Source organism: Mycobacterium sp. 1164966.3 (assembly GCF_001665395.1).
GTDB lineage: Bacteria > Actinomycetota > Actinomycetes > Mycobacteriales > Mycobacteriaceae > Mycobacterium.
Genome location: NZ_LZSG01000023.1, coordinates 46,081 through 59,369 on the forward strand (window position 1 = coordinate 46,081; position 13,289 = coordinate 59,369).

At 64.7% G+C, this 13,289-nt stretch carries 12 protein-coding genes; 7 read left to right on the forward strand and 5 right to left on the reverse strand.

Features of this window, described 5'->3' with window-relative positions; translation table 11 throughout:
* Positions 1-152: 152 nt before the first annotated feature.
* Both A9W99_RS08275 and A9W99_RS08280 read left to right on the forward strand, forming a co-directional pair.
* Positions 153-2,087, forward strand: a complete 1,935-nt coding sequence (locus A9W99_RS08275; protein ID WP_067375656.1) for a methyltransferase domain-containing protein — start codon at positions 153-155, stop codon at positions 2,085-2,087.
* Between the two features lie 4 nt (positions 2,088-2,091).
* A complete protein-coding gene (locus A9W99_RS08280) occupies positions 2,092-2,871 on the forward strand; it encodes a glutamate racemase (protein ID WP_067375658.1) in 780 nt (259 codons plus the stop codon).
* Between the two features lie 5 nt (positions 2,872-2,876).
* Here A9W99_RS08280 and A9W99_RS08285 read toward each other — a convergent pair whose 3' ends face one another.
* Genes A9W99_RS08285 through A9W99_RS08290 form a run of 3 tightly spaced genes read right to left on the reverse strand, consistent with a single transcriptional unit; the run spans position 2,877 to position 6,431 of the window.
* Positions 2,877-4,943, reverse strand: coding sequence for a hypothetical protein (locus tag A9W99_RS08285; RefSeq protein WP_371514934.1), 2,067 nt, complete (start codon positions 4,941-4,943; stop codon positions 2,877-2,879).
* 5 nt (positions 4,944-4,948) lie between these two features.
* On the reverse strand, positions 4,949-6,046 hold the full coding sequence (locus A9W99_RS27720; RefSeq protein ID WP_371514935.1) for an adenylate/guanylate cyclase domain-containing protein: 1,098 nt from the start codon (positions 6,044-6,046) through the stop codon (positions 4,949-4,951).
* 13 nt (positions 6,047-6,059) lie between these two features.
* Complete coding sequence (locus A9W99_RS08290) at positions 6,060-6,431, reverse strand: VOC family protein (RefSeq protein ID WP_172828837.1); 372 nt, start codon at positions 6,429-6,431, stop codon at positions 6,060-6,062.
* A 49-nt stretch (positions 6,432-6,480) separates the two neighbouring features.
* On the opposite strand from A9W99_RS08290, the gene A9W99_RS08295 reads away from it, so the two are divergent.
* Together A9W99_RS08295 and A9W99_RS08300 are read left to right on the forward strand one after the other, a co-directional pair.
* A complete protein-coding gene (locus A9W99_RS08295) occupies positions 6,481-6,870 on the forward strand; it encodes a hypothetical protein (protein WP_067375662.1) in 390 nt (129 codons plus the stop codon).
* Positions 6,871-7,014: 144 nt separating this feature from the next.
* Positions 7,015-7,449 carry a pyridoxamine 5'-phosphate oxidase family protein gene (locus A9W99_RS08300; RefSeq protein WP_067375664.1) on the forward strand — a complete coding sequence of 145 codons (435 nt, stop codon included), beginning with the start codon at positions 7,015-7,017 and terminating at the stop codon, positions 7,447-7,449.
* A 54-nt stretch (positions 7,450-7,503) separates the two neighbouring features.
* On the opposite strand, the gene A9W99_RS08305 is transcribed toward A9W99_RS08300, so the two are convergent.
* Complete coding sequence (locus tag A9W99_RS08305) at positions 7,504-10,116, reverse strand: FHA domain-containing protein (protein ID WP_067375666.1); 2,613 nt, start codon at positions 10,114-10,116, stop codon at positions 7,504-7,506.
* Between the two features lie 217 nt (positions 10,117-10,333).
* Between A9W99_RS08305 and A9W99_RS08310 the strand changes: the two genes are divergently transcribed.
* A complete protein-coding gene (locus A9W99_RS08310) occupies positions 10,334-10,600 on the forward strand; it encodes a hypothetical protein (protein ID WP_067239920.1) in 267 nt (88 codons plus the stop codon).
* A 159-nt stretch (positions 10,601-10,759) separates the two neighbouring features.
* Positions 10,760-11,374, forward strand: a complete 615-nt coding sequence (locus A9W99_RS08315) for a hypothetical protein (RefSeq protein WP_156623015.1) — start codon at positions 10,760-10,762, stop codon at positions 11,372-11,374.
* On the opposite strand, the gene A9W99_RS08320 is transcribed toward A9W99_RS08315, so the two are convergent.
* Entirely contained in the window at positions 11,371-11,643 is a 273-nt protein-coding gene (locus A9W99_RS08320) for a hypothetical protein (protein ID WP_067375670.1), read from the reverse strand. The genes A9W99_RS08315 and A9W99_RS08320 overlap by 4 nt on opposite strands.
* A gap of 101 nt (positions 11,644-11,744) precedes the next feature.
* Between A9W99_RS08320 and A9W99_RS08325 the strand changes: the two genes are divergently transcribed.
* Positions 11,745-13,226: a long-chain fatty acid--CoA ligase gene (locus tag A9W99_RS08325; RefSeq protein ID WP_067375672.1), complete on the forward strand. Its 1,482-nt coding sequence runs from the start codon at positions 11,745-11,747 to the stop codon at positions 13,224-13,226.
* The last annotated feature ends 63 nt before the right edge of the window (positions 13,227-13,289 follow it).

Consider the following 13,289-nt stretch of genomic DNA (forward strand, 5'->3'; position numbering starts at 1 on the left):
TGACCCCAGCTGCGCTGCTTGCCGCATGCCGTTCCAAGAATCCTCCAAGGATCCTTTGAGACCCCGGCGACAGCGTTGCGTATCGGCCGCATAGGGACAGCTGCGACGCATGGTCCCCTACCCGGCCATGTCCGCCGCACGAGGAAAGCACCATGACCGAGATCGTCCACGCCCTACCGCCCGTGACCCGTAGCGGCCTCACGGAACTGGCCCCGCTGTTAGATGCGTTGGCCGCGGTCGCTGTGCGTGGCGAAGTGCCGGGTCCTGAGCTGCTGACTCGCGTCGCGCAGGCCCGCTCGAAGCTGTCGATCTTGGCGTCGCCGCCCGCCGATGGAGAGCCGTACTCGCGCTCGATTCTGCGTGTCGACGACGAGGTTGAGATCATGCTCGCGCGCTGGCGTTCTGGAAACAGCTGTGCACCGCATGACCACGGAGGTTCGGGCGGCTTCGTCATCCCCGTCGAGGGCACGTTCACGGAGCGCCGGTTCACGTGGGACGGCCCGCAGCTGGTCGTGGCCGAGAAGGCGATCCGCCCCGAAGGCGCGCCAATTCGGATCACGCCCGACGTGATTCACGACATGACCGCCGGAAAGTACGGACTGACACTGCATTTCTACAGTCCGCCCGCGGCGGGCATGCGGGTGTTCGACCTGGAGCGGGCCGAGGTGCTGGAGTTGGTCGGCAACTACGGGGCATGGATACCGCAAGGCGATCATCCGCGCATCCCCTTCGCACAGATAGCACCCAAAAGCCAAGTGAGGCCATTGGTTTGGGTGGCCCACACCACCCACTACCGTGGCGGGTCGGCCGAATTCTCGGTTGCCGCGGCCACCATGGCCCGCGAACTGGGCGCCGCCAATCCCGACGCCGACGTCGTCGTCTCCGGCCTGCACCACAAGGCCGACTTCTCAGCCGAGCTGGCAAAGTTCGCCGCTTCGGGCCGACAGGTCAGCGAGCTGCACTTGATCAGCCACGCCGGGATGTACGGTCCGATGTTCGGCTCGACGGACTGGCCCGAGCAGTTCTCGCCGCACGAGTGGCGCGACATGGCAATTCCGTTCTCCCCCAACGGGCGTGCATACTTCCACGCCTGCCGCACCGCGCGCTGGTTCGCGCCATTCTTTGCCGACGTGTTCGGAGTCCCCACTTTCGGCAACTACAACTACACCACCGTGTCTGCTCGCAAAGACCGGTTTGCGTGGGCGGGTCGCCATCCGGCGGCCCGCCCGAGTCTTTACATGATCGCCGCGCCCGGCAAGAAATCGCACGGCTGGGTCGGAAGCATCCGCAAGTACTCCGGCTGCGCGGCGGAGCCGTTGATACAGAGCCTTCCGGCCACGGCGCAACCGGAACGGTCCTACGACCGAGTGGCCGAGCTCTACGACCGCGCCTACGCGGACATCAAAGTTCGCGAGGCCGAGTGGAAGTGGGTGGCCGACAAGGTATCCCGGGTCCGCGCTGAGCTTGGCCGCGGCTTGCGAGTGCTGGAAATTGGTTGCGGCAACGGCGCTTTGCTGCGCGAGCTGGATGACCGCGGTGACATCGACTTCGGCATCGGGGTAGACAGTTCGGCGGGAATGCTGGACAAAGCCCGCGAGCACAGCCGCGACCGGACCAGGCTGCGGTTCGTCAAAGTCAACGGCCCGGATTTGGATGTCCCCGACGAACACGTCGACGTGGTGATCTCGTTCCTGTCGTTCCGATACCTGGACTGGGATCCGGTGATGGCAGAGATCCGGCGCGTCCTGGTTCCGCGCGGACGGCTGTGGGTAGTGGACATGGTGCAACACCCGGTACGCGCACGAGAGTTGGGCGTGCTCGCCCGTTCGGCCATGGCGCATCTGCGCACGCGGCGTGCCCGACCACAGTTCGCTAAGGACCTGGCCGCGTTGACGACGCACCCCGACTGGCTGACCATGGTGCGGCACAACCCGATTCGTGCCGAACACGAGTATCAGTGGTATTTTGCCAGCCGCTTCCCCGGCACTCGACTGGACACGCTGACAGCAACCAGGTCTGCGCGGGTGGTGGCATTCGATTCCGGACCATTGGACAAGGGGCAGACCGCCCCCCTCACCTATCCGTGATGTCATGACCACGAATTCTTGCTTGGGAATTGTCGATTGGGGGATCGGCGGTATCGGGCTGGTTCGCGCGCTGGACGAGATGGCACCAGGGCTGCCGATCGTGTACTGGTCGGACGCGGAGGCCACCCCTTACGGCCGGATGGGCAGCGACGAGCTTGCTACCCGGCTGACCATGGTCGTCACCCAGCTTGCCGAGCGGGGAGCCACCGAGGTAGTGCTGGCCTGCAACGCGGCCAGCACGGTGGTCGGACGGCTTGGGGCGACACCGATTCCGGTGGAGGGCATCATCGAGCACGGACTGGCCTCCGTGCCCGACGACATTGGGGGTCCGATCGGCGTGGTAGGCGGACGTCGCACCATCGCCGGCGGCCACTACCGGCGCGGCCTCGAAAGACGAGGCCACGTTGTGCGGTCGCGGGTGGCACAGCCGTTGTCCGCCCACATCGAGGCCGGCCGCACCTGCTCACCGCAATTCCGCACAGACTTGGCCAGGATCATCGCGCCGTTACGAGGGGTCGACGCGCTGGTCCTGGCCTGCACTCACTACCCCGCCGCGAGTCGTTGGTTCAAAGCCGCGCTGCCGCAAGCCATGTTGATCGATCCCGCCGAGCGGCTGGCCGCGGCGATTGCGGCGCGGCATCCTCACACTTTGAATGCAGGGTCACGGCAGCGGGTGTTTCTGACCACCGGCGATCCCGAGGCCATGCGGGTCGGGGCAGCCCGCGCCTGGGGTTCCGTGTTGGCCGCTACCGCCGTAACGCGCGAGGCCCGGTTGGTGGCCTAAATGCGTCAAACCGCCCTAGCTGCAAGCGGTTCGAACTCGAGGGTGAGCGCTTTTGCTCGTAGCTGCGCCATGAACTCACCATGAGCGGCCTCGTCACCCTGCGCGCGGGCAAGCAACCCGCGCAGGCGCAATAGCGGCAGTTCGTGAAGGATAAAGCCCGGGTCGGTCGGTACCGCCGCCAGCCGGTCGATCGCAAATTGTGCTTCGAGAAGGTCGTTTTCAGTGCCGCGGGCGACTAACGCCTCCACGAGAGCGGTGGCTGCCAGCCAAAGCCATATCATGTCGCCCGACGCATAGTCGTCTTCGACAACCGTGCGACCGAGTTTGATGGCGCCGTCCAGATCTCCGAGTCGTGCTTTCTGCCTGGCTATCTCGGGATCAACGATGGCGAGCGCCAAGCCAATAAATCGCTGACTCGATGCAGAGTCCCGCGCCTGAACCAGAAGCGCCAGACCCTCGTCCCGTGCGCCGTGTTCAATCTTTGTGAAGCCGTGGGTCAGTCGTGCGAGACCCAGGGTAAAGTCGTCACCGCTCTGCTCGGCGATACGCAGTGCCTCGGCGGTGTCCGCCAATGCGGTCGCATCGGCCGCTAATGCGCCAAAAGGAATGGCCAACACGTACTTCCACATGATCGCCGCCACATGGTCCTGAGGTTCCACCTGGGCCGCGACGGCGATGGCAGCGTCGGCGTCGACTTGCCAATCCGGAATGCCCAGGCACATCTTCGAAAACGCCGACATGCCCAACGCCATTGCCAGCGGAGAACCGAAGACAAGGTTACCCTTGGTCGCGTCCCCGGCGGCCAGATCAATGACGCGGTCCGCTAAGCGCAGCGCTTCGCGAATCTCGCCGGACTCATTTTTGGGGTAGATCATACTGAAGTGCAGAGCTACCAAAAGCGTTGGATCTCCGATTGATTCGATGAGTTCAGTCAGCTCGCTGGCGAGTATGGCCGCGTCGCGAACACGGCCATTGGCTGCGAGTGCCATGACGACGCCGCCCATGCCAATGGCCAGAGATACCTGGTCGTCGGCTTGGTCGCAGAGCTGGCGAAGTTCGTCGAACCCGGTGTCACCGGGACGGCCGCCGGCAAGAGTTGTGGTGGCGCACAGCAGAGTTCGGGGCTCGATCTGCATCCGTAGCCGACCCGGTTCATCAGCGGGCAGTCGTTCGGCGACCTGGCATGCGCGCTGCCAACTGGTGCGGGCCGATGTCAGGTCTCGGTAGCGCGACCAGGCTCCGGCCCGCATGTGCCAGTCGAAGGCTGCCTGCAGATCTCCTGCAGCTTCGAGATGTTCGGCAATCAATGCGGCGTTTTGGTCGGCTGACTCGGGATCGCGCGCTTCAATGACGTTGGCGACTCGCCGATGAAGTTCGGCCCGTTCCGATTTCAGCTGTGACTCGTACGCCACCGCGCGGATGAGCGGATGGCGAAACGCGTATTCAGCGTGCGGAGCAAACCGCACCTGATCGATGAGTTCGAGCCGCAGCAGCTCACAAAGAACGGCCGCCAGCGTGTCGGTATCCTCCAGCAGGGTTTCGAGCAGGTCGGGTGTGAAACGTGCTCCGACAACAGCTCCGGCATACAGTGCCCGCTTTGCACTGCTGTCCAGGCGGTCGATTCGGGCCGCGATGGTGGCCTGCAGGGTGCTCGGCAGGCTGATGGTGGCGGTCGGATGCCGACAGACGTAGTTGCCGCGGTCACCGTCGAGCACACCCCGTCCGGCCAAGTCCCGGACGATCTCTTCAACGAAAAATGGGTTCCCGACGGCCTGTTCGGCAATTTGCTCGGTTAGCTCCGCCACCGAAAGATCCCCACCGAGCAGTTCACCGACGAGTGCGCGGGTCTGTTTGGCATTTAACGGCGCCAGGGCAATCGTCTGGCTACCGGGTGGATGCGACAGCGGGCCACGGTATTCCGGGCGATAGGTAATCAGGACCACCGAGTGGGTTTGCGGGACGACGGTGAGAAATTCGGCCAGCATGGCCTCACTGGCTTCGTCGATCCAGTGCGCGTCCTCGACCACATATACCGCGGGCCGGGTGCGGGCCAAGCCCGCCGCGTTCAGCATCGCCGTCAACCGCCGCCGCCGCGCGTCGGGAGTGATGGGCGGCAACGCAATTGCGGAGTCGGCGATCCCGAGCAGATCATCGAGCAGCAGCACTCCTCTGGGTCCGCATCGGGGATGCGCTCGCGAACCGTGGCCCGGGCCGCATCAGCGGCGACATCGCCGATGCGGAACACCGCTCGCAGCAGGCGAGCCACCACGTGGAACGGGACATCTCGAGTGTGGGATTCGCAGTAGGTGCTGAACACCTCGACGCCGCGGTGGGCGGCGAATGACGTCGCCTCACCGACCGTACGGCTCTTGCCGATGCCCGCCGGTCCGACGACCCCGGCCACACAACCATCGCCATCGATCGACTGATCGACGATCCCGTTCAGCGTGTTGAGCTCCCAGGTGCGGCCCACCAGGTTCGGCTCGCGCCGCTTGCGCTGCATGCGCTCGTCGCCGACCGCCACCAACCTGCGCGCGGGAACCGGCGCCTTTGCACCCTTGATATGCACCAGCTCGGAATCGCCGAGCACCGTGGCATGCTCCACGAGCGTGGCGGTGGATTCACTGATCATCACGCCCCCGGGCGGGGCCGCCGATTCCATGCGTTGCGCCATCCCGACCTGCTCGCCGATCGCGGTGTAACCGGCCGCACCCGAAGCGATTTCACCGGCGATCACCTGACCGGAATTGAGCCCGATCCGCAGTTGCAGCGCGATCCCGTCCGAGCGCTCGAATCCGCCTGCCAGCCTGCGTATTTCGTCCTGTATGCGCAACGCGGCCAGACAAGCGCGAAGCGCGTGATCCTCCAGCGCAACCGGCGCGCCGAACATCGCCATGATGCCGTCGCCAGTGAACTTGTCGACCGTGCCGCCGTCGCGCTGCACGGCGGCGGCCGATAGGCTGAATACCTCGGCCATGACCTCGCGCAACCGCTCGGCACCCACGAACGCGGCAATATCCATCGAGTGCACCACGTCGGCGAACAAGACGGTGACCTGCTTGTACTCCGCCGAACCGGGGCTGCGCCTCAGCGGTGTACCGCACTCGCTGCAAAACTTCGCCGATGCGGCCAGCAGGCTTCCGCACGACGAGCACGACACTTCCGTGGTCGTCATCTTCCGTATCGTGTCACGTCTGCCGACCGGACAAGGGCGAACCGACGCGATGAGCAGTGCCGTCGGGATCGACATAGGCGAATTCGCGCAAGCCGTACGGTCTGTCGTGCGGTGCGACGAACCGGCCATCAAGGTCCTCGAGCGAATGCCACTCCGCATACAGCGCGTCGGCGTCGCTGACGTAGAGGTACACGCTGGCCGCGGTGCGCAGCGGATCATGCTCGTCCCATTCGGTGACGTGGAGTGACACCGAGCCGCGGTCGGCGAAGCCGTACCGGTCTGGACCTTCGTAGGCACGAACGTCGAATCCGAGCCGGCGGTAGCGGTCAAGCGCGAGATCCAGATTCCGGACGGGGACGATTGGCGATACCGAGATGAAGTCGATTCCGGCCACACCACAGTCTGGCAGCCGATCGCACGCCAGAATAAGGCCCATGACCACACCACTAGTTGAGCGCGATGCGGGCCAGACCGCCGCGTACCGAATCGCGGCGCTGTTGTTCGGCGTCGGTACCGTCCACTTCCTGGCACCAAAACCGTTCGACGACATCATCCCGGTCGAGCTGCCGGGAAGCCCGCGGTTTTACACCTACGCGTCGGGTGTGGCCGAGTTGGTCATCGGAGCACTGCTGCTGCCGCGACGCACCCGCCGGGCCGCCGCGACGGCCGCCGCGGCCCTGTTCATGGGCGTCTTCCCGGGAAACGTCAACATGGTCCGGCTGTGGTGGAACAAGCCCTGGCCGATGCGCATCGTTGCGCTGGCCCGGCTGCCGCTACAGATTCCCATGATCACCACCGCGCTGAAGATCAGACGCAACAGCTGATCCGTTTGGGCGCCGCGAGCGTCCCCAAAATGCCGGGCTATGCGGCGAATCGGTGTACATATAGGGACGCTCGCCCGTGGTCGGGCTTTGGCGTGCCGGCCTCGGTAACCTGATGACTTGTCAACTGTCGAGAGGGGCTGGCTTATGTCCGGGACCGTCGATGGGGCCACGATCCTGTCCGAACACGAATGCTGGGATCTACTCAAGAGCATGTCGCTGGGAAGGCTGGTCACCGCCGCCGACGGCCGGCCGCAGATCTTCCCGGTCAACTTCGCCGTGCAGCGCCGCACCCTGTTGTTCCGCACCGCGGAAGGAACCAAGTTGATCAGCGTTGCGATCAACAATCACGTGGTGTTCGAAGTCGACGACCACAACGTCGCCGAGGGTTGGAGCGTCATCGTGGAAGGCACGACACGTTCCCTTCGTACCGACGAGGAGATCGAGGAAGCTGAGCGTGCCCAGTTGTTGCCGTGGACGGCGCACGCGAAAATGCACTATGTCCGAATACTTCCGGAGCGGGTGACCGGCCGGCGATTCCGGTTCGACGCACCCCGGCAGGACGAGCCAGCCCGCGGCTGAAGCGCCCGCCATCAGCGACGTCGCCGCCGAGGTCGACGCGAAGCAGGCGCGCGATCAGCCGCCGCCCTTGAGGCGAATCTTCCAGCGCACGAAGCCCAGGTACACGACGCTGAGTAGTGCCAGCATTCCCATGTCGAACAACCACGCACTGGACGTGTGATGCCAGTGCGAGTCCTTCGGGACCTGTTTGACCAGCGCCTCCAACTTGAGCAGATCGACGGTGGAAGCCGACGTCGCGAAACCCCACCGCGCCGGCGTGGCCCACGCCATCTGGTCAAGCCCGACGCGGTTGGTTACCGGAATCATGCCGCCAGAGAACACCAACTGCGACATGACGGCCACCACGAGCAGGGGCATGATCTGTTCGCTGGTCTTCGCGATAGCCGACAATGCCAAGCCGAGCATCGCCGAAGCGATGCACGTAGCCGCGATGTCGACAAAGAGCTCGAAGCTGGCCTTGCTCAGTACGACGGCGCCCTGCGTCGGGCCCGGCTTGCCCAACAGCGCGATGATGACCACGATCGCCGACTGAATGATCGCGAAGACGGTATAAATGCAGACCTTGGCCAGCAGGTAGGCGGTAGTGGACAACCCAACCGCTTGTTCGCGCAGGAAGATCGCCCGCTCACCGATGAGGTCACGAATGGTCAGCGCGGTCCCCATGAAGACCGCGCCGACGTTGAGCAGCACCAGGATCTGGCCCGGCTCGGTGGGCGCGTTGCCGAGCGGGTCCGGCATCCCGAAGCCGACGTTGCCGGGCACCGACATCGCTAGGGCACCCATGATGAACGGCAATATCGCCAAAAAGGCGAAGTAGCCCCGGTCGGAGAGGATCAGCCTCAGCTGCCGCCTCGCGATCGTGGAGAACTGCCGAAGCAAGCTGGTGTGCGCCGCCGCGCCCAGCTCGGCAGGTTGCTCGGTGGGCGGGGCCGGCGGTGGCGGACCGGTCTGCGCCAGGTAGCGAGCCTTGGCCCCATCCGGGTCGTCCGCCACCGTGCTGAAGATGTCGGCCCAGTTGGTCGTGCCCATGGACGGGCCGATTTCACTCGGCGGTCCGCAGAACGCCGTCTTGCCGCCCGGAGCCAGCAGCAGAACCTGATCGCAGACGTCGAGGTAGGTCAGCGAATGGGTGACAACCAGCACCACCCGGCCGGCGTCGGCCAGCTGACGCAACATGGTCATCACCTGCCGATCCAGGGCGGGGTCCAGCCCGGATGTCGGCTCGTCGAGGATCAGCAGCGACGGTCCGGTCAGCAATTCGAGCGCCACCGATGCGCGCTTGCGCTGACCGCCCGACAACTTGTCGACCCGAGTTTCCAGATGCTTGGTCATCTCAAGTTCCTCGAGGACCCGGGCCACCACCTGTTCGCGGTCCTTCTTAGTGGTGTCCGGCGGCAGACGCAGCTCGGCGGCATACATCAATGCCTGCTTCACGGTCAGTTGGCCGTGCACCACGTCGTCCTGCGGCACCATGCCGATCCTGCTGCGCAGCGAGGCGTATTCGGCGTGCACGTTGTGCCCCTCGAACGACACCGTCCCGCTGGTCGGGTGGGTGTACCCGGCCACCAGCTTGGCGAAGGTCGACTTGCCGGCGCCCGAGGGACCGATGACCGCGGTCAGCATCCCGGGCCGCGCGGCCACGGTGATGTTGTCCAGCAGCGTCTTGTTGCCGTCGATCGTCCACGTGATCGCCCGCACCTCCAGGCCGCCGGTGCGAGACTCGAGCAAGCTCTCCTCACGACGCGCCAATGTCCCGTTGGCGAAGACCAGGTCGATGTTGCCGATGGTGACGACGTCGCCTTCTTGCAGCACCGCCGCATAGATCCGGGTGCCGTTGACGAAGGTGCCGTTGATGCTGCGGTTGTCTCGAATCTCGGTGCCGTTGGGTGTCGGGATCAGCGTTGCGTGATGGCGCGAGGCCAGTACTTCGGGGATGACGATGTCGTTGTCGTCGGACCGGCCGATCGTGAGGGCGCCGGCCGCCCCGGCCGCCGCGCCCGCTCTGCTCGGGCGCAGGACCCTCATCATCGACGTCGCGATGTTCGTCCCCTCACCGCCCGCCCGCCGACCCGCGGGAACCGGGCGGCGTCGGGCCGGCGGACGGTAAACCTGCTGCGCGGGCCCGGCTTTTCCTGGCTGGCGCGGTTGCGGTCCGGTGGATGCGAGTCGCGGCTGCGGGCCCGAGGGGTGCCTTGCAGGCGCGGTACCCCGGTGCTCGGGCGGTATTCGCGATGTGGGCGGGTCCTGTTCCGGGCCCTGCCATGCCGCGGTTCCCGGCGCACCGTGGGGTCCGTTAGGCGGGTCGAATATCGGCATCGATGTGGTGTCTGGGGGACGCCCCGCCGAACCCTGATGGCGGCCCACCTCGAAGGTCAGCGCCGGCCCGTCCGGGTTGCCGATATTGATCCGCTGCCCGTCTTGGATGTCGACGGCAGGTACGCGACGGTTGTCGACGAACAGCCCATTGAGGCTGTTGTTGTCGACGGCGATCCATCCGTTCTGGTCGTAGCGCACCAAGAGGTGCACCCGAGAAATCGAAGGATCCGCAACACGGACGTCTGCCCGCAGATCCCGGCCGATGGCTACATCGTTGCCTGCCGCGAAAGTGCGCTCGGCTCCGTCATAGCGGATGGTCAGCACAGGAGGGGTTGGTCGGCTCATCGGCACCGCCTGTATCGGCTCAGGGCACATCCGGAAAGGTCGATCGTCAGTCCCTTCGGGGTGTGCGCAATGTCCCCTACCCGGCCGATCATGACACTTCGACGTGCGGCCGCGTCGCAAACTGGTAGTATTCAGATGTGGGTTTTACCCCAAATGGCCATAACCCTATTACCCACGGTTGCGCCGTTGGATACCATAGAGCCCGTCGCGAGAGAGGTGCATCATGAGCGGTTCGAACCGCTTCGTCGGTGAGGTCGAAGTCGACCCCCGGCGTCGCATTTCCCTGGGTAAGGCCGGAAAACCCAGTCACAAGCGGTACCGGGTGGAGGAAGACGAAATGGGTGTACTGACTCTCACGCCGGTGGTCAGCGTGCCCGTCACCCTGATCGCCGATCGCCTTCGGCGGGCAGTCGAATTGGCGGATTCCGGGAAGCTCGTCCCCCGCCCGGAGAAGTCGAAGCGAGCCACCGCTCAAAGGGCAGCCCGGTAACCGGTGGACGACGCGGGGCCCCGCGCACCTCTGCAAGAGGGCCGGCAATTGCCTGCGCGAGGACGTCGGCTGGCGCGAACCGGCCGAAAGTACCGACTGTCCGCGGTCGGATTTGTCGACACTCTCGGAGCTAAGGCCTTCGCCGAGAACGAGGTCTTCATGAATGCGGTCGCATTCATGGTCGATCGGCAGGAACAGATCAACCTCACTCGGCCAGCGGCGAATCCGCTACGCACGTCGTATTTCTCGGACAATATCGGAGCGTCGATTGTCATCGACGGCCTGGACGACGAGCAGCAGCAACGAGCCGTCTGCCAGGTATTGCGACTTCTCGCCGGCATCCAGCTGTCTTACCTGCTGGAATTTTCGATCCTGTGCCGTGGCGGCGTCGCCATCGGCCAGTGTTTCCACGGCAAGAACGTGTTGTTCGGGCCGGCACTGGTCGAAGCGTATCTGCTGGAACAAATTGCCGGCTGCCCCCGGATAGCCCTGTCGGCCGACGCGGAACGCCTTGCCGACGATGATGTCGTACCGCTGCTACCACCAGAGCCGTTGTTCGACCGCGGCGGCAAGCCCATGGGCATGGCGCGGTCCATCGATTTCATGGCGGCGGAATTGCCGCCGGCGGGGCCGGCACGTTCGACGTACATCGCCGGTTTGGCGGATGCTATTGCAAGAGGCGTCCACGAGTCAGCCGACTGCAGCACCGATGTGCTTTCCAAGTGGCGATGGACCTTGCGCCGGCTGGAAGCGCTGAAGCGTGAAGTGGGCTAATCGTCAAAGAGAAAGTCGAGAATTATCGGGCCTCGCCGGGTATCGAGTGACCAGTAGATCCACAAACTTGGCGTGCCCAACTCGACGAGCGTGCGCCGGACGGGTCGCGTGACCCCGGGCAGGCGGACTTCCTGAGCCTTTTCCCAAGCGGCCGCGGGATCGTCCTCGATTTCGTCGAGCAATTCGATCGCGCGCAGCAGTGGGCCTTGTCGGCGGTGTGGTTCGAAGAGGGCATCCCAAGACTCTTCCGCCAGCTCGGTCCACCACATCCGCGGCATGCTACCCCCATACCCGATTGGGGCTTGGGTTTACAGCTCAGCTAGCCGCGCGGGGTCATGGCATGTTGGACTTTCTTGAGTTCTCCCCTCGAATGGACCGCACGTTGAATCTGTTTACGGTGCTCGACCAAGCCGCTGCGCGCTTCCCCAATCGCGGCGCTCTCTACCACGGGGAACGCCGCCTGTGTACATGGCAAGAGTTGCGGGACCGCGCGCTGCGCATCGCGGCGGGGATCCGTCAGCGTTACCCTGCGGGTGCGCGAATAGCCGTCGCCAGCGAGAACCGTCCCGAGATTGTCGAGCTGATGTTCGCCGTCTGGGCAGCCGAGTGTGTGCTGGTCCCAATCAATTACAAACTCCATCCCCGAGAGATGGCGCTGATCATTGACGATGCGGGCGTGTCGCAGGTGTTCGCTTCGCGCAAGATTGCTTCCGGGTTGGTCACCAATGTTCCGACAGAAGCGCTTGACGCAGAGTGCTTTTCGCGGTGGCGTGCGACAACCCCCTTCGTTGCGCCAGCAAGCGATTCAGCGGCCCTGGCGTGGCTGTTCTATACCAGCGGAACGACCGGGCACTCCAAAGGCGCCATGCTGTCGCATCGCAGCCTGACCGCGATGACGGTCGCTCATCTCGCCGATATCGACGACCCCGACGAGGAATGCAGCCTCATCCATGCGGCTCCGATGTCACACGGGTCCGGGCTGTACGTCCTGCCTTATGTGCTGCGCGGTGCCCGGCAAGTGGTGCCGTCATCGGGTGGCTTCGATCCCGACGAGTTCCTCGATCTGTGCGGGCACCACCCGGGTTCCAGCTCGTTCTTGGCGCCGACCATGGTGCAGCGACTCGTCGAGACGGGCCGAAGCCGTCCGGCCAATCTGCGCACCATCGTCTATGGGGGCGGCCCCATGTATGTCGAAAGCCTGAAGAAGGCGATGGCAGCATTCGGACCGGTGTTCGCGCAGATCTACGGCCAGGGCGAGTCGCCGATGACCATCACCGGTCTGCGCCGTGGCGACCACGAGACGGCCGACGACTCGATCCTCGGTTCTGTCGGCTACGCCCGGTCTGGCATGGAGGTTGCGGTGCTGCATGCGGACGGAGGGCCGGCGGCTGTCGACGAGGTGGGCGAAATCGTCTGCCGCGGAGACGCTCTCATGTCCGGCTACTGGAACAACCCGGCGGCCACGCGCGAGACGCTGAAGAACGGCTGGATGTACACCGGCGACATGGGGTCGTTCGACGCGCGCGGCTACCTCACCCTGCGCGACCGATCGAAGGACGTCGTGATCAGTGGCGGAAGCAACATCTACCCGCGCGAGGTCGAGGAAGTGCTGCTCGAGCATCCCGGTGTGGCGGAGGCGTGTGTGGTCGGCAGTCCTGATCCCGAATGGGGTGAGGTGGTGGTGGCGTTCATTGTCGGATCAGCAGCAGCCGACGAACTGGACACGCACATGCTGCAACGCATCGCGCGGTTCAAGCGGCCCAAAAGGTACGTGTTTGTCGACGAGCTGCCGAAGAATAGTTACGGCAAGGTTTTGAAGCGCGAACTACGAAATCGGTTGGCGGACTGTTGAGTCACACCGGCCACTCAAGTACCAAAAAATGTTGGCATGTTGTGGTCTGCAATTTGATAGTGC